The following is a 19,888-nucleotide window of genomic DNA, read 5'->3' on the forward strand; positions in this document are numbered from 1 at the left end:
GGGGGCGGGGGCGGGGCGGGGGGGGGGGGGGGGGGGGCGGGGGGGGGGGGGGGGGGGCCCGGCCCCCCCCCCCGCTGCCGATCGAGGCCGGACCGCTACCCGCCTCACCCGCGCCGGCCGGTCCGGACGAACAGATGGGGCCCCCCGACCCGGGCGGCCCCGGCCCAGCCGCTGGTGCCGATGCGGGCACGGGTGGCGGAGCTGATGCGGGCACGGGTGGCGGTGCGGGCGCGAACGGGGGTGCGACGGGCCCGGATGGCACCTGCCAGGCGGACGGACGTCCCGTGCGTTCCAGCGAACCGCCGCTGACCCCGCTGCCACCCCCAGGTCGGATGCCGGCCGGCAGCCGGCTGCGCACGATCGCGCGCGATCGCGGCTACCTGCGGATCGGGATCGTGACCGACGCGCCGCCGGCAGGGCTGATGAACTGGCGCACGCTGCGGCTGGAGGGCTTCGACGTGGGGATCGCCCGGGCCGTCGCCGCGGCGGTCTTCGGGCCGACCGACGTGGACAGCCACATCCAGTTCCGGGCGGTGACCACCACCGACCGGGAGGATCTGCTGCGCTCGAACATGGTCGACATGCTGGTCGCGACGATGACCATCACCTGCGAACGCAAACGGCAGGTGCGTTTCTCCAGCGTCTACTACGAGGCCACGTTGCGGTTGCTGGTGCGCCAGGACTCCGGCATCACGGGTCTGGCGGCCCTCGCCGGCCGTCCGGTGTGCACGTCGGCGGGCAGCACCGCGGGGGAGAAGCTCACCCGCCGCCCACCGGCGCAGGCCCCGAAGGTGGTGACGCTGCCCCGCATCGCCGACTGCCTGGTCGCCCTGCAGTACGGCGACGTCGACGCCATCGTCGGCGACGACGTGCTGCTGGCCGGCCTCGCCGCCCAGGATCCCTACACCACGGTGCTCGGCCCGGAGGCGTTCGGCCCGGCCTTCGCCGCCGACGGGGGACTCGACGAGCCCTACGGCATCGCGATGCCGATCACCGGGGACTCCGCCGACGACGACCTGTTCGTCTCCTTCGTCAACGGTGTCCTGCGCTCCATCATGGTGGACGGGACGTGGTCCCGGCTCTACGACGAATGGCTGCGCCCGGGCCTGCGGGTCGCCGGGCAGCCACCCCTGGCCGGCCTCGACGCCGCCGCGCGCTGACCGGCGGATCAGCGCAGGGTGCGGGGGCGGGCGCGGTTGGCCTGGTCCACCAGCCGGACGCGGCCGGCCCGGTCGGAGGTGAGCCGGGCCATCTCCCGGTAGGTGCGTTCCAACCCGAACCGCAGCTCCCGTTCGGTCATCGGACCTCCCAGCAGCAGCGGTGGGTCGGCCCGCCCGCCGCCAGGTCCGCGTCCACCGTCGTCGCCGCCGATCAGGCCGGCGGCGAGCAGGTCCAGGGCGCCGAGGTAGAGGTCGCGGCACAGCTCGGCGCGGCGCCGTTCCCCGAGGTCGAGCAGCGGGTCGGTGAGCATCGTCGCGGCCCGGGTCAGCGCCGCCTGGCCGGCTCCCGGCGTGTCGTCCGCGGCGGCCTGGGCCACCAGCACCTCGATCATCCGCACCCGGGACGCCGTGTAGGCGAACGACGACCGCGGCACCCGCAGGTAGGCGTCGAGGCGTCCCTGGGGGTCGGTGCGGCAGCGGGCCAGCCCGAACGCCGCGCTGGTCACGCCCGGGTCGATGGCGGACACGATGTCGAACAGGTCGGCGGCGCGCAGCCGGGCCGCGTCCGCCTGGGAGGCGCCGGCCGTCCGGGGGTCACCGGCCGTCCGAAGGTCACCGGTCGCCCGGGGGGTGAACGCGTCTTGTCCGGTGGGTTCGGGTCCGTCGACGGCGGCGGCCCGTTCGGCGACCTGGGCCTGGGCCATCGCGAGGGCGAGGCGGGGGGCGAGCTCGCCCGGTACCTGCGAGAAGACCAGGTCGAACGCGGCCACGGCCCGGTCGGGCTGGCCGCCGACGAGGGCGGCGACACCGCGGTACCAGTCGACCCGCCACTCCAGCGGGGCGACCCGGGCGGCCTCGTCCAGCACGCGGGCGGTCTGCGCCAACGCCCCGGCGCGGATCGTGGCGCGGGCCAGACACAACCGGACCTCGGTGGTCACCGGGACGATCGCCGCGAGCCGGGCGGCGTGCGCCGCGGGCTCCTCGTCGGGACCGGCGGCCAGCGCCGGCGCGTGCGGGTCGTCCGGGTCGACCCGCAGATCCGGCAGCACCTCGAAGGCGGCCGGTGCGAGCCCCGGTCCCGCCTCGCCGGTGGGATGGCCGGCGGCGTCGAACCACCTGCTGGCCAGCGGCGGGACGGGTCCCTCGGTACGGGCGACGATCTCGTAGAGGACACCGACCAGCTCGTCCGCCAGTTCGGTGACGCTCTGGAACCGCCGGTCGGGATCGGTCGCGGTGGCCCGGCGCAGCAACCGGTCCAGCGACTCGAACTGACGCAGCGGCTGGTGGGCCCGGCGGGGCGGCATCGTGTGCCGGTAGGCGTCGACGAAACCGGCGAACCGGCCAAGGACGAGGCGGGCCAGGGTGCGCGCGACCGCGAAGACATCGGTGGTGATCGTGGGAGCGCACCGGACGATGCCCGCGGGACGTTCCCCGTCGTCGTCGAGCTCCGGTGCGCGGTAACCCGGAGTGGACAGGTACCCGGAGACCCGGTCGTCGAGCCGGCGGGCACCACCCAGATCGATCAGCTTCACCCCGGACGCGGTGATCATCACGTTGTCCGGCTTGAAGTCGCAGTAGACGAGCCCCATCCGGTGCAGATGCCCGAGGGCCGGCAGCACCCGCAGCAGATAGCGCAGCACGTCCGCCACCACCGGCCGCTCCGCCGCACCCGTACCCGGGTACGCACCTGCCTGCCCGCCCAGGCCCGCCCGGGCCTGCCCCGCCCGGGCCTGCTCCGCGTGGGCGGCATCGGCCATGGCTGCGAGCGAGATGCCAGGCACGTACTCCATGACGATGTAGTCCTCGCCGGCGTGCGTGACGTAGTCGAGAATTTTCACGATGCTCGGATGGGAGACGGTGGTGAGAATGCGTCGTTCGCCCTCGGCGACGCGCCGCGCCTCCGGGTTCGCCGCGTCCAGCAGTCCTTTGAGGACCACCCAGGCCTGCACGCCGTCGCCGCCGAGATTGTCGTCGGTGGCGGCATACACCCAGCCGAGTCCGCCATGAGCGATGACGCCATGCACGGTGTAACGGCCGACCCGTTCGCCGGGGCGAAGTTTCACGGTGAACGAATAGCGATGGCCGCATTCTCCGCAGGTACCTTCGAGGGCGGCCGCCCCCGATCCTTCCGGTTGGGCGACCGGACGTGCGCAGCCGGCGCACTCGCGTAGCGAGGGAGGCACCCTGGGTGCTTCCAGGAGGGTGGGTCCGGCGCCGGTGCGCCCGGTGACCCGGCGCGGCAGCCGTAGTGGGTCGCGGGGTGCGCCCCGGGCCGGCCAGCCCCGCGGGGTGCTTCTGGACCGGGGCGCGGGAACCGCCGGTGCCTGCGCCTCCTCCGCGGTGCCCGCGGCTTCCCCCCCACCCGAATGGCCAGGGCCTGCGGCACCGGGTGGGCTGGCGGCACCGTCGGGATGGGCCTGATCGTGCTGGCTGATGGCGGGGCCTGGCGAGGGGGCGTCGGGGTCGCCGGGGCGGTCGAGGAGCGGACGCAGGTCGCTGTCGCCGTCGTCACCAGGGCGCGGGGAGCCGGTGAACCGCGCCCGGGCGGGCTCGGTCGGTTCGAACGGGTCGCCCGGCTGCGTGGCACCCTGCTCGACCACCTGCGACCTCCGTCCCACCATCCCGCCGCGCCGACGCGCCGGCCCACATACGCCGCCACCCGCGCCACCTGACACCGATCATCACGCCGGGTAGGCGGACGGTTTCTCGGTGACAGCGTGGCACGGGTGGCGTGGTGTGGCGAGACGTCGCTGGTGGTGCTGGTGGTGCTGGTGGTGCTGGTGGTGGGGGCGGCGGGTGGCCACCGGCCCGGATGCGGTGGGCTGGCCCGCCGCCGCGAGACCGCGCCCGTCGGTCAGTGGCGGACCAGGCGACGACCGGCGACGGCCCGGTAGATCAGCAGAGCCGCGATCGCGCCGAGCACGGAGCCGATGAAGCCCGACGGCTGGAAGGCGCCCTCGCTGAGGTCATGACCGAACAGGATGTAGCCAAGAAAACCACCGATGAAGGAACCGACGATTCCAAGGCCGATCGTGGCCGGAATTCCCATCGGGTCACGACCGGGGACGAGAAAGCGGGCGACAGCGCCGGCGAGAAGACCGAGAACAATGAAGCTGATGATGAACCAGAGCACGGGAACCTCCATAGGTACAGGCGGGGCCGGCGGCGGCCAGGAGCGCCGCTTTCCAGTTCGCCGGGCTGATCGAGGAGGGATATCCCCGGTGCCGACCCTGTCAAACGGCCCGTTTCGGTAAAGGTTCCCCATCCCGGAGAGGTCAGGAAAGTCGGCCCTTTTGGTCAGCCCCGCCCGGTGGCTCGTCCGGTGGCGTCGGCGAAGGCGGCGGCGAGCCGGTCGAGGCCCTCGGCGACGCGCCGCGGGGAGTGCGTGGTGAACGACAGCCGCAGCGTGCGCGGGTCGGCGGCACCGGGATAGAAGGCCGCGCCCGGCACATAGGCGACCCGCTGGGCCAGGGCCGCCGGCAGCAGGGCGGTGGCGTCCAGACCGGCGGGCAGGCGCACCCAGACGAACATCCCGCCCGCGGGCCGGTTCCAGTGGCTGCCGGCGGGCAGTGCCGCGGGCAGTCCGGCCAGCAACGCGTCGAGCCGCTCGCGGTAGGCGGCACACATGAGCGCGATCCGCGCGTCCGGGTCCGCGGTGGTGAGGTAACGCGCGGCCGCCGCCTGGTCGACGGTGGACGTGTGCAGGTCCGTGGCCTGCTTGGCGATCACACAGGCCCGTCGTAGCGCCGCCGGTGCCCGCAGCCAGCCCAGCCGCATACCCGGGGCCATGGTCTTGGACAGGCTGCCGAGCAGCACCGTGCGATCGCCTGCCGCGGCCAGGCCCGCGATCCACGGCTGCGGCTGACCGGAAAGGCGCAGCTCACCGTATGGATCATCCTCGATGATCCACATTCCGCGCCGGGCCGCGATCTCGGCGACGGCGTGCCGGCGCGCGGCGGACATCGTGCGTCCCGTGGGGTTCTGGAAGTTGGGCACCAGGTAGAGCAGCCGCGGCCGGTGCTGACCGACGATCTTCTCGAGGTCGTCGGGCCGCACACCGTCGTCGTCGGTGGGGACCGCGACGACCCGGGCGCCCGCGAGATCGAAGGCCTGCAACGCGGCCAGATAGGTCGGTTCCTCGACCACCACCGTGTCACCGGGATCGAGCAGCGCGGCGGTGAGCAGCGCCAGCGCCTGCTGTGAACCGGAGGTGATCACCAGATCGTCGGCCTCGGTCCCGAGGCCCCGCCGGGTCAGCCGGTCGGCGAGCACAACACGCAGTGCCGGGTCACCCTCGCTCGTCGAGTACTGCAGCACCTCCCGGGGCCGTTCGACGAGCACCTCGGCGTAGGACCGGCGCAGCCCCTCGGCGTCGAACAGCTCGGGGGCGGGCAGTCCGCCGGCGAACGAGATCAGCTCCGGGTCGGCGGTGAGCGCGAGCAGGTCACGCACGGGGGAGGTGCGCAGCCGACTGGCCCGCGCGGCGAGCGCGACGGGCGCGGCGACCGTGGGACCGGTGACTGTGGAGCTGGTGACTGTGGAGCTGGTGGCCGTGGGGCTGGTGGCGGCGGCGCTCACGGCGGCGGGGCTGACGATGCTCATGTGACTGACGGTGGCTCCCACTCTGCGACTGCGCGGCGAGGATGTCGCCGCGATGACACGTCGCCTCGACGATCTCGCGATCCAGATGTCCCGAGGTATGGGACCATGTTCTCATATCCTGGGGGCGATCACGGTTGGCCTGATCACGGCTGGTCTGATCAGGGCTGCTCTGACCACGGCTGGCGGGGCGCGATCCGGGGTGGCGGATGCCCGTCCGGCTGGCCCGTCCGATGATGGTGGCCTGGTGAGAGCAACGGCGCACCCGGGTGGCGGCAGACGCCCCGCGGGCATGGGAACATCACGGGCAGGGCTGTCGCGCGGGCAGCCCGCCAGAGTCCGGGACGCGGCCACCGCCTGCCTCCCGGCAGGGCTGGCAGCCGACGTACGGTGGCACAGACGGAGGGGTGGTGAGCCCGTGGTCGCCCCGGTGGCACCGCCGCGCGGAGAGGGCCGGCGTACCGGCCGACGTCCGGCGACGAACGCGGCCGAACTCGAACGCCTCGCGCTGCACCTGTTCACCGAGCGCGGTTTCGACGAGACGACGGTGGACGACATCGCCCGCGAGGCCGGTATCGGCCGGCGCACGTTCTTCCGCTACTTCGCGTCCAAGAACGACCTCGCCTGGGGCAACTTCGACGCGCACCTGGTCGTGATGCGCACGGCCCTGGCCGAGGCGGCACCGGACGCGCCCGCGCTGGACGTCCTGCGTCACGCGATCCTGGAGTTCAACACCTACCCGCCGGCCGAGGGTGCCTGGCTGCGCCGGCGGATGGCCCTGATCCTGCGCACCCCCACCTTGCAGGCCCACTCGACGCTGCGCTTCGCCAGCTGGCGCGACGTGGTCGCCGAGTTCGTCGCCGGACGGACGGGCCAGCCCGAGAGCGCCCTCATCCCGCAGTCGGTGGCCGCCGCGCATCTGGGTGTCGCCGTGACCGCCTACGAGCAGTGGCTGCGTACCGACGACGCCGACCTGGTCATCATCCTCGACGAGGCCCTGCGCCTCCTGGCCACCGGCTTCGCCCTGCTCTGACCCGCGCACCTCCTCCCAGTCGACCCGCACCTCCTCCCAGCCGACCCGCGCACATGCCGCCCGTGGTGGGGCGATGCGTCGGCGGTGGTGTGCTGGTGGAGGTGGTGGTGGGTGGGTGGTGCGGTGGCAGGGTGGGCGGTCTGCTGTCAGGCTGTGCTCCCATCGATGCGATCCGTAATGTCGACGGCTGTCGGCGGGGGATCGTCCGGCGGGGGAGGTACGGCTTCATGGCAGGCATGAGCTCGCACAACGGCGTCGGCCCGGGGGATGTCGTCCTGCGTGGCGGCGGCCCGATCACCGGTGTCTCCGTCAGCCCGCTGTTCATGTCCCCGGACCAGGACGGGCCCACGCTGTCCGGGCCCACGCTGTCACGGGCCGCGTCGGTATCACCTCCGGCGTCGGCTGGTCCCGCGCCGAGCCGGCCGGCACCGGCCCCTGGTCCTGCGGCGTCCCGGACCAGCGCGTCCCGTACCAGTGCCCCTCGCACCAGTGCGTCCCGTACCGGTGCCCCTCGGGCCAGTGCGTCCCGTACCAGCACGCCTCGGACCAGCACGTCCCGTGTCAGTGCGCCTCGGACCAGCACGTCGCGGGCGGTCGGGGTGCGGGTCGCCTCGGGGCGGTCGACGGCCGCGGTGCGCCAGGCGGAGGGTGGACGCACACCAGCCCGTGGCGGTACGGGGGGACGCGGCGCCACCGCCACCACCCGCGGAGTGCCGTCCACCAGGTCGGATCGGGTGGTCGGAACGGGCCCGGCGGGTCAGGTGGGTGCGGATGGGGGAGGCGCGTCCGGGCTGGTGCGCCGGCGTGAGATGACAGTGCGGATGCCGTTCGTGACGGCCCATCTGGAGGTGGCGGTTCCGCAGCCGCCGGCGCGGCTGCGGGTGGGGCCGCTGGGCGTGCCGACGCCGGGGCGGGTGGCGTATTACCTGGGGCTTGGCGCTCTGGTCGCGGTCGAACTGGTCGAGTGGCCGGTGGCGCTCGCGGTCGCGGCGGCGAGCCATCTCACCGACCGCACCCGGTCGACGCCGGGCGGCGCCAGGGCGCGGGAGGCCGGCCGACAGTAGTCGACGGTCGCCGGCCGGATGGCGCCGGGGTCGCGCCAGGCCCGCCGTGCACGGACGTTAGCGTGAGAGCCGTGCGGATATGGGGTGGGTACCGGGTTGGGCGTGGTGGGCCGACGAGGGATCGACGGCGGGTGGCGCGGTGAACTATCCGCAGGCCACGATGCTGGGGCTGGTCCAGGGGCTGACCGAGTTCCTTCCGGTCTCCTCCAGCGCCCATCTGCGGATCACCGCCGCGGCGGCGGGCTGGGACGATCCGGGTGCGGCGTTCACCGCCATCACCCAGATCGGCACCGAAGCCGCCGTGCTGCTCTACTTTCGCCGGGACATCGCCCGGATTCTACGGGCGTCGGCCCGGTCGATCCGGGACCGGGAGGCGCGCCACGACCCGGACGCGCGCATCGGCTGGCTGGTGCTGCTCGGCACGATCCCGATCGGTGTGCTCGGCCTGACCTTCCAGGACGCCATCGAGGGGCCGTTTCGGGACCTGCGCCTGACCGCGATGAGCCTGATCCTGCTCGGCCTCGTGCTCGGCGGCGCCGATCGTTACGCCGCCTCCGGCCGGCGCAGGGGTCGCCACGCGCTGCCCCGGCCCCGGCGAACCCTGGACGACCTGTCGGTGCGCGACGGGGTGCTTTTCGGTTTCGCGCAGGCCGCGGCCCTGATCCCGGGGGTGTCCCGATCGGGGGCGACGATCAGCGGCGGCCTGCTGCTCGGCTACACCCGGGAGGCCGCGGCCCGCTACTCGTTCCTGCTCGCGATGCCCGCGGTGCTGGCCTCGGGCCTGTTCGAGCTGCGGCATCTGATCGGTTCGGGCGACGAGGACGCGAGTGACACCCCGTCGGCCTCGGCGGCCACGCAGTCTGCGTCGTCGGTGGCGGGTGTCGCGGAGCTGTCGTGGGGACCCACGCTGCTGGCCACCGGTGTGGCGTTCACCACCGGGTACGCGGCGATCGCCTGGTTCCTGCGCTACATCTCCTCGCGGAGCTTCGCGCCGTTCGTCGCCTACCGGGTCGGGTTGGGGGTGCTGCTGCTCGTCCTGCTCGCCGCCGGTGTTCTCGACGCCCAGGCGGGCACCCCGCAGGACTGATCGGGCGGACGGGGCTGGGCCGCACCGCCGCGCGGCGGGCCCGGTCGGGTTCGCGCGGTGGGACGGACCCGGTGGGGCGGCCGCGCCATGGATCCGTGTGGTCGACTACGGTGGTCGCGCGGACCCTGCGGTGTGCGGACCGGTGTGGTCGGCGGGATGCCTCTGGGCACTGGCCGAGGCGGCATGTGGCGCGCGACGGGCTGGAGGAGACGATGGATCGGCCACCGGCCGGACAGGACCAGCCCGCGGTGCTCACGGGTCTGACCACGGCCGAGGTGGCCGAGCGGGTCGCCGACGGCCGGGTCAACGACGTGCCGGTGCGCTCCAGTCGGTCGGTCGCCGAGATCGTCCGGGCGAACGTCCTGACCCGGATCAACGCGCTGATCGGCGCCCTGTTCATCCTGGTGGTGATCGTCGGACCGGTGCAGGACGCCCTGTTCGGCGGTGTGATCATCGCGAACACCCTGGTCGGGATGTTCCAGGAGCTGCGGGCCAAGCGCACGCTGGACCGCCTGGCCCTCGTCGGCGAGGCCCGTCCCCTCGTGCGCCGCGACGGCATCGCAGCCCCCCTGCACACCTCCGAGATCGTCCTGGACGACATCATCGAGCTCGGCTCCGGTGACCGCATCCCCGTCGACGGGGAGATCGTCGCCGCCGACCGGCTCGAGGTCGACGAGTCGCTGCTGACCGGTGAGGCCGACCCGGTGCACAAGCAGCTCGGGGACACGACGATGTCCGGCAGTTTCGTCGTCGCCGGCAGCGGGGCGTTCCGGGCGACCCGGGTCGGCCGGCAGGCATACGCGGCGCAGCTCGCCGAGGAGGCCAGCCGCTTCACCCTGGTCCGCTCGGAGCTGCGGACGGGGATCAGCACGATCCTGCGCGTGGTCACCTGGATGATCATCCCGACCGGTATCGCGCTGATCATCAGTCAGCTGCTCGTCAACGACAACGACCTGCCCGAGGCGATCCGCCGGATGGTCGCGGGCCTCGTCCCGATGGTCCCCGAGGGGCTGGTGCTGCTCACCTCGGTCGCCTTCGCCGTCGGCGTGGTGCGCCTGGGTCGGCGCCAGTGCCTGGTGCAGGAGCTGCCGGCCATCGAGGGCCTGGCCCGGGTCGATGTCGTCTGCCTGGACAAGACCGGCACCCTCACCGAACCCGCGATGGACGTCACCGAGCTGCGCCTGGTGCCCCCCGGCACCGCCGGTTCCCCCGGTGTCGGACCGGGTCCGTCCGAGACCGGTGCGAAGGACGACGGGGGTGGCCGGGTGCGGGCGGTGCTCGGTGCGCTGGGCGCCGCGGACGGCCGCCCCAACCCGAGCCTGCAGGCGATCATCGACGCCTACCCGGCCCCCACGGGCTGGGCGGTGCGGGCGAACGCCCCGTTCTCCTCGGCCCGCAAGTGGAGCGGCGCGACACTGGCGGACGACACCGACACCGTCGCCACCTGGCTGCTCGGCGCCCCCGACGTCCTGCTGCCCGCCGGGCATCCCACCCTCGCCGAGGCCGACGGGTTCGGCGAGCAGGGCCTGCGGGTGCTGCTGCTCGGCCAGACCACGACATCGTTGGACGCGGCCCTCGCCGACCCGGCCACCGTCGCGGGCACGGTCACCCCGACGGCGCTGGTCGTGCTCGCCCAGCGGCTACGCGCCGACGCGGGCGACACCCTGCGCTACTTCGCCGAGCAGAACGTCGCCGCCAAGGTCATCTCGGGGGACAACGCGCTGTCCGTCGGCGCGGTCGCCCGCGGTCTCGGTCTGCCCGGTGCCGAGCATCCGGTGGACGCGCGCACCCTGCCCACCGACCAGGACGCCCTGGCCGACCTGCTCGAACGCCACTCGGTTTTCGGCCGCGTCACCCCGCAGCAGAAGCGGGAGATGGTCGCCGCGCTGCAGTCGCGCAAACACACGGTGGCGATGACCGGTGACGGCGTCAACGACGTCCTCGCCCTCAAGGACGCCGACATCGGGGTCGCGATGGGCTCCGGTAGCCAGGCCGCCCGCGGCGTCGCCCAGATCGTCCTGCTCGACAACAGCTTCGCCACCCTGCCGTCGGTCGTCGCCGAGGGACGCCGCGTCATCGGCAACATCGAACGGGTCGCGAACCTCTTCCTGACCAAGACCGTCTACTCGGTGCTGCTGGCCGTGCTCGTCGTCGTCACCGGCGTGCCGTACCCGTTCCTGCCCCGCCACCTCACCCTGCTCGGCTCCCTGACGATCGGCATCCCGGCGTTCTTCCTGGCGCTGGCCCCCAACGGCGAGCGGGCCCGCCCCGACTTCGTCGGCCGGGTGCTGCGCTTCGCGATCCCCGCCGGGGTGATCGCCGGCGGGGCCACCATGGCGTCCTACCTGCTGGCCCGGTCGATCTACGCCGACCTCGAGGCCGAGACGTCGATGGCCACCCTCACTCTGTTCGTCATCGCCCTGTGGGCCCTGGCGATCGTGGCCCGCCCCTACACCTGGTGGCGGATCGCCCTGGTGCTGACCATGGCCGTCGCGTTCGTGCTGGTCCTGGTCATCCCGTTCGGTCAGGACTTCTTCCAGCTCTCCCTGGTCGGAACCACCGGCCCCCTGAGCGGTCTCGCGATCGCCGTCGGCGCGGGCCTGCTGCTCGAGATCGCCTGGGTGATCATCCGCCGCCGCGACGCCGCCGCCACCGCCCGCGAGGGCCTCGCCGCCACCCACCGCCCCCACGTCCAGCGCAGCCACGTCCGCACCCTCCCCGCCGCGACCACCACCACCGCCGCGACCACCACCACCGCCGCGACCACCACCGCCGCGGATGCCGCCGGTCGCGCCCCCGTCCCCGCCTCCCCGGTGACGCGCGCCGGCTCCTCCACCCCGATGGTCACCGTGGTGCGGTCAGCCACGGTCCCGCCAGCCACCGCTGCGCGGCCATCCGCGGTGCCGTCGGCTGGCCCCGCCGGGTCGTCAGCCGCGCTGCCGGCAGCCGCGGAGCCGAAGGCGGATTCCGCGAAGTCGACGTCGGATTCCGCCGCGTCCGGTTCCTGAGCCCGAGCCGGCGGGACGGGCGGGCGGTCAGGCGGACGGGAGGGTGCCGCGGGCGGGGGGTTCCTGGTTGTCGGCGGCTTCGCGGGGGCGGGGCGGGCGGATCGGGCCGGGCACCGTCGTCATGCCGGTGGGCGGGAGCTGGCCTCCGCCGGGGCGAGCGGACAGCCGCGCCAGGTACGCGTTGTAGGCGTCAAGCTCGACGTCGACGTCACCGGCGGCGGCGATGCGCCGTTCGCGGTTGCGGTTGCGCCGGTCATCGGTGCGGGCCCACTGGGCGACGAGCACCAGCAGCACGGTGAAGGTCGGCAGCTCCCCGAACGACCAGGCGATCCCGCCGGCGGTGTGCTGGTCGCTGAGCGGGCTGGACCCCCACGGCCGGACCAGCCGGTCGTACCAGCCCGAGCCCAGCAGGTTGGACGTCCCCATGATGGTCAGGCCGAGGAAGGTGTGGAACGGCACGATCGCGATCAGCATGAGGATGCGGCCCGGGTGCGGCAGCCGGCGCGGCAACGGGTCGATGCCGATGATCAGCTCGAAGAACAGCAGGCCGACCGCGAGGAAGTGCACGTTCATGTAGAGGTGGCCGAGATGGTTGCTCATGAGCGTGGACAGCAGCGACGTCAGGTACAGCACGTACAGACCGCTGACGAAGTTGATGCTGACCACCACCGGATGCGTCAGGAACCGCACCGGCCACGAGTGCAGTCCGGCGACCAGCCATTCCCGCGGCCCACTGCGATGCGGGGCCTTGGCCGGGCGCAGCGCGCGCAGCGCCAACGTCACCGGCGCACCGAGGACGAGCGGGATCGGCGCCAGCATGTTCAGCAGCATGTGCTGGGTCATGTGCACGCTGAGCAGCACCGGGCCGTAGCGTCCGAGTCCGCTGGAGGTCGCGGCGACCACGACGAACAGGCCGAAGAACCAGGCGATGGTGCGTCCGATCGGCCAGCGGTCGCCGCGGGCCCGCAGGCGCAGCAGAGCGGCCAGATACGTCCCCGCGCCGAGCAGGGAGCCGATGAGGAACACCCAGTCGATACGCCAGTCCAGCGCGAGGCGCCAGGCCGTCACCGCCGGTGGCATCGGATAGCCGAGCAGCGCCCGGTTCGCATCGTTCGGCACGAACGCGTCGTCGACCGGGGGAGCCGTGCGGGACAGCCCCACCGCGAGCCCGAACGTCGCCACGAGCACGATCAGCTCGACCCCCGCGAGCCGCAGGAACCGCCCGATGACCGCCGTCCGTCCCACCTCGACACCACCACCGGACGCGCTGGACGCGGTGGCCGAGGCCGACGCACTGGTTGAGGTGGACGCGGTGGTCGAGGCTGACGAGGTGGACGCGGTGGTCGACGTCGACGAGGTGGTCGCGGTGGTCGCGATGAGCCGGTTGACGACTCGGCGTCGCAGCACGGCGCCGAGGATGACCGCCGCGATGAGCCCGCCCGTCTTGAGCAGGACGAGGACGCCGTAACGGGTCTGCCACAACGGTTCGACGCCGCCGAGGCGCAGCGCCGCACTGCCGATGCCGGTGAGCGCGGTCGCGGCGGCGGCGAGGGTGGCCACGGTGCCGTATCGCCGCAGCGCCGGGCCGAAGGAGGCGAGTGGAAGCCGGGCGACCGAGAGCAGCCCCAGCAGGCCACCGACCCAGCTGGTCGCGGCGAGCACATGCACGGCGAGCGCCACGACCGCCACCGCGTGATCGCCGGAACTCGCCGCATGCCCGGTCAGGATCGGCGGCAGCAGCGCCGCTCCCGCGACGATCAGCAGCGCGCCGGCGGCGGTGGTCGTGGTCACGGTCCGGGCGATGATCGCGAGGACGAGGGCGAGTGCCGCGACGATGAGCAGGGCGCGTCCCTGCCCGGTGGACGTGACGAACAGGCGCAGTGCGTGCCGGTCCAGCACGTCACCGGCGGGTCGGGCGGAGACCTCGGAGAGGGTGAAGACCAGCTCGGCGAGGGTCGCCACGAGCCACACCGCCGCCGCGTTGGCCGCCTGCCGGCCACACCGACGGGCCGTCGCGGTCAGGGTCTTCGGCGCCGCGCCGCGGGCGGAGGGCAGCAGGGTCGCGGCGGTCAGCAGCCAGCCCAGTGTGGCCACCGCGGCGATCCGCCCGACCAGCTGGGACATCGGCAGCGCCCAGTTCGTCCCCGTGCCCGACGACGGCAGCCCGGGCAGCCGCAGCGGCCCCGGCCCGGTCCAGACCACCAGCGCCAGCACACCGAGCCCTGCCAGCCCCGCGGCCACCGCGATCGGTGGCATCCGTCCGGCCGTCCCTCGTCGAGGGGAATCCTCGGATGTGGCCGAGCCTGCCGGGACGCCCGTGGGGTCGGGTGGGGCAGCGCTGTCGCCGGCCGCGTCCGAAGGCGTGCCCGGTGCGGGGGGGAGGTCCATGATCAGTGTTCTCCCGGACGGCGTCGACGTCGGACGAAGTACAGCGCGCCTCCGACCACCGCGACCGCGAGCACGCCCAGACCGGCGATGCCCCACCCCCCGATGCCGCCCCCGTCGTCAGGGTCGTCGGCGGTGGCAGCCGGGGTCGGGACAGCGCTGGTGGACGCGTCGGTCGCCGCGCCCGTCGGCGAGACAGTGACGGCGGAGGCGCCCGGCGAGGTGGTGGTGGGCGGGGTGGCGTCCGGCGGGGTGGTGGGGGTCGGTGTGGCGGCCTGCGTGACAGTGAAGGTGAAGGTACCCCCGATGGGATGACCATCGGCGGACACCGCCTGATAGGAGACGGTGTACACACCGTTACTCGTCGCCGTCAGCGGCTGGTGAACGGTACCGCCCTGCACCCGTAGTGCCCCGTCGGTGTGGGGAGCACCGTCGGGCCCGGTGACGGCCACCCGGGTGTAGCGGGACGAGATCGACTCGCTGAAGGTGAGGGTGACCTCGGTCGGCGGGTCCGCCACGGTGGCGTCCGCGGCCGGGGAGGTCGACACCAGCCGGGAGTGGGCCGAGGCCGGTGCGGCCAGCCCGATCGCCAGCGCCGGCAGCGCCACGAGCAGGCAGGCCACCACGCGCCCGATCGGCGCCCGCGCCCGCTCGCGGTGACGGCTACCAGCCCGGACCTGCCCCTGTCGTCGCACCCCCGAGATTCTACGCCCGGTAGAAAGTCCATCCTGGTCCCTGCCGGGCGGGGCCGACGCGGCAGCAAGGACCATGCGTCATCACCCTCTGCGTCCCACCCATCACCCGCACACCCAGCAACCCACCCCCGCCACCACCACGTCCCGCAACTGCCCCCAAGGCAAGATCCGCCTACGCGGGTCGCCGCGGGGGGCAAATCGGACACGAACGCCCCCACGGCGACCCCTGTGCACCCTGCACACCCGTGACCCCCGGAAGCGGCGTCACGGACCGTGGCCATGGTCGATGGACGGCACCGCGTCGCGGTTCACCGCAACGCGCCCGACCTATGATCGTCGGCCCCTGACCGGCGGAGGTGTCCGGCGCGTGCGCCGGACAGTGGTTTCGCGGCCGATCCGGCGTGTACCGCGAACGGCGATCTGCATCGAGCAGGAGCTTCACCTTCCGTCCGGCTGCCACTGCTGGATGCCGTCCTGTACACCGACGGTGCGGGTTTTCGTGTCACCCGTGGGCCGGGGGAGAGCGGGTGGTATGACGCGGCTGGCCGTCCGGTGCGGGTGCGTGTCGGCCGCTGGCCATCAGTGAGGTCGTCCCGGCGGAGCACAGCACGGCCTACAACATCGTCGATGACTGCACCACCGCGCTGCCTCTCGGGAAATCCTGCCTCGTCCAATGGAGTTGGTCACCCGACATCGACGGCCAGTCCAACTACCATGTCGCCATTCACCACAATGCACCCGGCGGCGTGACCGTCGTCTGACGCCAGGCCCCGGCACATCACGGTGGGAGCCGCGCGGCAGCACGACCAAAGCGCGGCTCCCACCCATACCGGGTTTCCTGCGTCTGCTCTTTCCCGCGTGTATCAACACCTCGCCGGCCGCGTGGGCTGGTGCGCAGGTGGACGGCGAGGAGAATGAGGTCTTCCTTGTCCACCGCGAACATGAGCTGCCGGCCAGGTAAGAGATTCCGGTCCAGTCTGACGGACTGGCGGATCCCGTGCCTACGACGGCATGGTCACCTCGAGGTCAGGATCATCCCCCGGCCGGTCGAGGCCGCGGACCGGGCGGTCGCCTGGCACATCGGGCTGGGTGATCACGTCTGGCCGCGCGGGTAAACAATCATCATCATGAATGAACCGGCGGGGCGGTCAAGGACGACGCCGATTCCTCCGTCGAATGCGCATGCGAAAGGTTTCCGAGCTCAGGAACGGCAGCATCGCGCGCTGCGACCCGGTGGTGGGTGGCAAGAAGCTGTCGGGTAGCCGACAGCTCGATAACCACGGGGAATTACTGCCCGTACTATTGAGATTTTCCCAGCCGAAAACCTGCGGGAGTACATCGGGTTGTTTCCCGGCTTTACGGAAGCCGTGCGGAACCCGGCCGACCTGCACGTACGGTCCTGAAGGTTTTGAAAAGCTTGACGCTCACCCCGTTCACGCGAAAGATGGCGGTGTGTCGGCAGTGCTGGTAAGTCGACTGCTTGCGCGTCAGTTCTCATCTCACTTCGAGGAGCGTCCATGCGTCTACGTCGACTGTTGGCCGTCGCCCTGGCGGGGGTGGCGGCGTCAGTTCTGACCTTTGTAAACGCCTCGCCTGCCTCCGCATCCCAGGGCCTCTGTAGCCAGAACCTGCCTGGCTGGCAAATTGTCCCCGACGACCCGTCGGCGCCGAACCCTCCGGCCCGCTATCCCCAGGATGAAAACGGCCAGCAGGACGGCGCGGCCGAGGTCGTCATCTGGGGAAGGTGGGCGGGCCCGTCCCTGGCCCAGTTCGTCGTGCAGTTCCGTAACCTGCGACCGAATGGCAAGTATGCCGTCCTGGGGCAGGCCGGTACCGTCCGAAACGGCACGGACCTCGGCCAGACCAGCACCATCGGCCCCGCCCCGGGAGGCGCTTGGTGTTCGGAGACCTTCACGGGCACCAACGTCTGGGCAAACCTGGCCTACAGCGCTGGTGGTCACCAGTACACGCAGACGTACCAGGGATACATCGAGGGAAAAAGGCAATAGTCCATCAGTACGGTGTCGGCGAGGCAGGTTACTGACGGATCGGCGGCGAACACCGCCCTTGTCAGCCCGTCGGATGGATGCCACCAGGGGCGGGGCCGCATTCGGTCCGCCGACGGGCCGTACGAACCTTCCAGTGACCTCTGAGCCCATGCGGAGGTGACGAGATGCGGCCAGTCCGGTGGACAAACCTGGCGATGCGCGGCCGGGGTGGACCGGCCTCCGGTCAGGCGCCGCTGGCGGCCGATTGGCAGATCGGGCAGCGATCGTTGCCGTCCCAGCTGTCCCAGCCGAAGACCATGGGCGACAGGGCGGTGGTCTCCAACTCGGCGCGAACTGCCGCCCGGTAGCGCCAGACCGCGTCCAGGTAGGGGTGGTAGGCGTCATGGAAGGGCGCCGACGACAGGCCGGCTCCGGTGGCGACCACCTGCCGTAACGTGCGCAACCGCTCGAACATCGCCTGGCCGGCGCCGGCGACTGTCGCGGTGGCGTCGATGAACAGCCGCTCGCGCACGTCGTAGATGCCCGCATCGGCCAGCACCGCCCGCGACGCCGCATCGGGGTCACCGCTGCCGGTGTTGTCCTGGGCGATCTGACGCAGCCGGGTGTGACAGACACCCGCGGCCACGATGAACGCGATGTAGGCATCCCGCTGCCGCAGCAGGTGGCCTCGGTCGTCGTCGCGCCGGCCACGCAGATGATCGGCCAGGACGGTGCCGGCGATCGCGATGACCGCGCCGCTGGCGGTCGCGACCAGTGTGCCCCAGTCCACCTCGCTCCTTGCTCCTTTCCTGCGAGCACCCAGGATAAAACGATCGACACCAGTCACGCCTCCACTGAAGCGGAGGACCAGGAACACCTCGGCCCGTTCTGCCACGAACCGGCTGTCGCCGACGACGCCACCACCGTCGATCTTGAGGTCGGATTCGCCACGGACCGCGCGATGGCCTCGCCGCGGGAACGACAAGATGGGAGGTCCACCTGACGAAACCCGCACCCGGCATGGACCCCCGCGATCTGAGCACCGAGCTCAACCTGATCCTCACGGACTGATCGACCGGCCGACCACGTCCCCACCCGGGCGTCTGATCGTCGGCGGAGCCTGCCCGCGGCTGCGCGTTCTCGTCGCGCAGGCGTGAGAGGTCCGGTGCGGGGAGACGTCCTCCCACCGTGACGATGCGGGGCTCGTCGGTTCACGCGGCGATGGGGGACAGGCATGATCCTGCTCGACCGTCCGGCGGACACCTCCCGGGGACGCGGCGCCATGCTCGCCGCCTGGGACCGCCTGTTCACCTGAGACCAGGCGGCGGAGGTCCACGCGGCACCGTCGGCGGCTACGACGCCGAGTACCACTACGACCGCGCAGGGTGTCGCCGCCGGTGTCCTGGTGCATCCTCTGCCCTCTGGCATCGCCAACGCCCAGACACACCGGGACTCGTCCTGGTCTTTCTTCAGAAGACAACGAATTGCATAATTTTTCAATTGATTATGTAGTAGTTTTCGAACGTGGAACCCCGTGGCCTCGGCCGTCGTGTGTGGGGCGTCCGGGAGGAAGGGGGCTGCGGTGCAGGTGCCGCTGTACCAGGCGAAGGCGGAGCTGTTTCGGATGTTGGGGCATCCGGTGCGGATTCGGGTGCTGGAGCTGTTGCAGGCCGGGCCCATGCCGGTGCGGGAGCTGTTGGCAGCGATCGAGATCGAACCCTCGAGCCTGTCACAGCAGCTCGCGGTGTTGCGCCGGTCGGGGATCGTGACCGCCACCCGCGACGGTTCAACCGTGGTCTACGCGCTGGCCGGGGTCGACGTGGCCGAGTTGATGCAGGCCGCGCGGCGGATCCTCACCGGGATGCTCGCCGGTCAGGCGGGGCTGCTCGAGCAGCTGCGTGGGGCCGAGACGAGTGTGCGGTGACCGCGGGAGCCGCACCGCACCGAGCGCCCCGGTCCTGGACGGCGCCGTCCGGGCCGGATGTCAGGGCGTCGAGGCGATGATCTCGAATCCGCCCGGGGCGAAGCCCGCCTACAGCATCCGCGTCCGCGTCCCGGGAGCGGCGGCGGCGACCGTCGCGGCGGTCGTGGCTGATGCTCCCGGCACGATCACGGTGCACTCCGACGAGTCGGATCCCGTCGGCGATCGTCACATCACCCTGGACGCCGACGGCGACCCCACGTTGCGCTGGCTTGTCAGTGCGCTGCGCCAACGGCTGGGCGCGGATCTGCTGCTGGCCGAGGACCTGGTCTTCGTCGCCGCGTCCACCGGCAAGCTCGTCCAGCGGGCCTGCGCGGCGACCACGACCAGCCACGACCTGGCGTTGTCCGACGCGGACGCCGACCGACGCGTCATCGACTATCTGGCGGACCATCCCCGCCACGTCGACCGGGTCACCGGCCGTTCCCGCCGGGTGGCGCTGCTGACCGACGCCAGCGCGGTGCTGGACTTCGAGCCGCTCGCCCCTGAGGCCGCCCTGCCGGCGGTCGAGTCCCAGGCGCTGCACCTGCACCTGGCCACCGGCCTGGACGTCGTCCCGCTGCCGGTCGCCGCCCGCGACCCTGCCGATCTTGCGACCGCGATCGGCCTGCTCGCCCCGGGGTTCGCCGCCACCGTCCTGGTCCACACCCACCTGCACCGCGTCGACGCCGCCCGCGCCGCGCTCGCGGCCGACTCCCACCTGCTGCTCGACACGGTCAACGACGGCCTCGCCGTCGCCGCCACCGCCGCGGTGCTGGGCTACCTGCGGGCGCGCGGCATCACCCCGGGCCGCGCCCGCGTGGCCGTGGTGGATCCCGCCCGAGGCGGGGACCTGGCCGGCCTGCTGATCGCGGTCGGCATCGGCGATCTCACGCTTTACGACCCGAT

14 protein-coding genes are annotated in these 19,888 nt (G+C 72.5%); 8 read left to right on the plus strand and 6 right to left on the minus strand.

Translation table 11 applies throughout. From position 1 onward, the window contains the following. Nucleotides 1-284: 284 nt before the first annotated feature. The gene (locus tag MXD61_RS14640) at nt 285-1,160 is read left to right on the plus strand and encodes a glutamate ABC transporter substrate-binding protein (protein ID WP_248813673.1); all 876 of its coding nucleotides are present in this window, start codon (nt 285-287) and stop codon (nt 1,158-1,160) included. Between the two features lie 8 nt (nt 1,161-1,168). Here MXD61_RS14640 and MXD61_RS14645 read toward each other — a convergent pair whose 3' ends face one another. The 3 genes from MXD61_RS14645 to MXD61_RS14655 form a co-directional block, all read right to left on the minus strand. Beyond that, nucleotides 1,169-3,760 (minus strand): serine/threonine-protein kinase, encoded by a 2,592-nt coding sequence (locus tag MXD61_RS14645; protein WP_248813675.1) that lies wholly within the window; start codon nt 3,758-3,760, stop codon nt 1,169-1,171. Nucleotides 3,761-4,014: 254 nt separating this feature from the next. Continuing rightward, a complete protein-coding gene (locus MXD61_RS14650) occupies nt 4,015-4,293 on the minus strand; it encodes a GlsB/YeaQ/YmgE family stress response membrane protein (protein WP_248813676.1) in 279 nt (92 codons plus the stop codon). A gap of 164 nt (nt 4,294-4,457) precedes the next feature. Then, a complete protein-coding gene (locus tag MXD61_RS14655; protein WP_248813677.1) occupies nt 4,458-5,762 on the minus strand; it encodes a PLP-dependent aminotransferase family protein in 1,305 nt (434 codons plus the stop codon). Nucleotides 5,763-6,177: 415 nt separating this feature from the next. Between MXD61_RS14655 and mftR the strand changes: the two genes are divergently transcribed. The 4 genes from mftR to MXD61_RS14675 all read left to right on the plus strand — a co-directional run bounded on the left by mftR (nt 6,178) and on the right by MXD61_RS14675 (nt 11,951). Continuing rightward, nucleotides 6,178-6,792 (plus strand): mycofactocin system transcriptional regulator, encoded by a 615-nt coding sequence (gene mftR, locus MXD61_RS14660; RefSeq protein ID WP_248813679.1) that lies wholly within the window; start codon nt 6,178-6,180, stop codon nt 6,790-6,792. Between the two features lie 227 nt (nt 6,793-7,019). Further along, nucleotides 7,020-7,856: a hypothetical protein gene (locus tag MXD61_RS14665; protein WP_248813680.1), complete on the plus strand. Its 837-nt coding sequence runs from the start codon at nt 7,020-7,022 to the stop codon at nt 7,854-7,856. A gap of 139 nt (nt 7,857-7,995) precedes the next feature. Then, a complete protein-coding gene (locus MXD61_RS14670) occupies nt 7,996-8,943 on the plus strand; it encodes an undecaprenyl-diphosphate phosphatase (protein WP_248813696.1) in 948 nt (315 codons plus the stop codon). Between the two features lie 212 nt (nt 8,944-9,155). After that, a complete protein-coding gene (locus MXD61_RS14675) occupies nt 9,156-11,951 on the plus strand; it encodes a cation-translocating P-type ATPase (protein ID WP_248813682.1) in 2,796 nt (931 codons plus the stop codon). 27 nt (nt 11,952-11,978) lie between these two features. On the opposite strand, the gene MXD61_RS14680 is transcribed toward MXD61_RS14675, so the two are convergent. Together MXD61_RS14680 and MXD61_RS14685 are read right to left on the minus strand one after the other, a co-directional pair. Beyond that, nucleotides 11,979-14,207, minus strand: coding sequence for a cytochrome c oxidase assembly protein (locus MXD61_RS14680; protein ID WP_248813684.1), 2,229 nt, complete (start codon nt 14,205-14,207; stop codon nt 11,979-11,981). Nucleotides 14,208-14,341: 134 nt separating this feature from the next. Next, nucleotides 14,342-15,031 carry a copper resistance CopC family protein gene (locus MXD61_RS14685; protein ID WP_248813685.1) on the minus strand — a complete coding sequence of 230 codons (690 nt, stop codon included), beginning with the start codon at nt 15,029-15,031 and terminating at the stop codon, nt 14,342-14,344. 1,517 nt (nt 15,032-16,548) lie between these two features. Between MXD61_RS14685 and MXD61_RS14690 the strand changes: the two genes are divergently transcribed. Beyond that, nucleotides 16,549-17,040, plus strand: coding sequence for a hypothetical protein (locus MXD61_RS14690; RefSeq protein WP_248813686.1), 492 nt, complete (start codon nt 16,549-16,551; stop codon nt 17,038-17,040). Nucleotides 17,041-17,263: 223 nt separating this feature from the next. On the opposite strand, the gene MXD61_RS14695 is transcribed toward MXD61_RS14690, so the two are convergent. Then, a complete protein-coding gene (locus tag MXD61_RS14695; protein ID WP_248813687.1) occupies nt 17,264-17,809 on the minus strand; it encodes a CchlQ in 546 nt (181 codons plus the stop codon). Between the two features lie 792 nt (nt 17,810-18,601). On the opposite strand from MXD61_RS14695, the gene MXD61_RS14700 reads away from it, so the two are divergent. Then, entirely contained in the window at nt 18,602-18,943 is a 342-nt protein-coding gene (locus tag MXD61_RS14700; protein WP_248813688.1) for a helix-turn-helix transcriptional regulator, read from the plus strand. Nucleotides 18,944-19,019: 76 nt separating this feature from the next. Further along, nucleotides 19,020-19,888, plus strand: an 869-nt coding sequence (locus tag MXD61_RS14705) for a malic enzyme-like protein (protein WP_248813689.1), incomplete at its 3' end; no start/stop codon positions are given.

The sequence above is a fragment of the Frankia sp. AgPm24 genome, assembly GCF_023243055.1.
Taxonomy (GTDB): Bacteria; Actinomycetota; Actinomycetes; order Frankiales; family Frankiaceae; genus Frankia; species Frankia umida.

Excerpts from the sequence above, each read along its gene's own strand:
- MXD61_RS14655 (WP_248813677.1), bottom strand. The coding sequence starts at position 5,762 with ATGAGCATCGTCAGCCCCGCCGCCGTGAGCGCCGCCGCCACCAGCCCC.
- MXD61_RS14665 (WP_248813680.1), top strand. The coding sequence starts at position 7,020 with ATGGCAGGCATGAGCTCGCACAACGGCGTCGGCCCGGGGGATGTCGTC.
- MXD61_RS14675 (WP_248813682.1), top strand. The coding sequence starts at position 9,156 with ATGGATCGGCCACCGGCCGGACAGGACCAGCCCGCGGTGCTCACGGGT.
- MXD61_RS14680 (WP_248813684.1), bottom strand. The coding sequence starts at position 14,207 with ATGCCACCGATCGCGGTGGCCGCGGGGCTGGCAGGGCTCGGTGTGCTG.
- MXD61_RS14690 (WP_248813686.1), top strand. The coding sequence starts at position 16,549 with ATGCGTCTACGTCGACTGTTGGCCGTCGCCCTGGCGGGGGTGGCGGCG.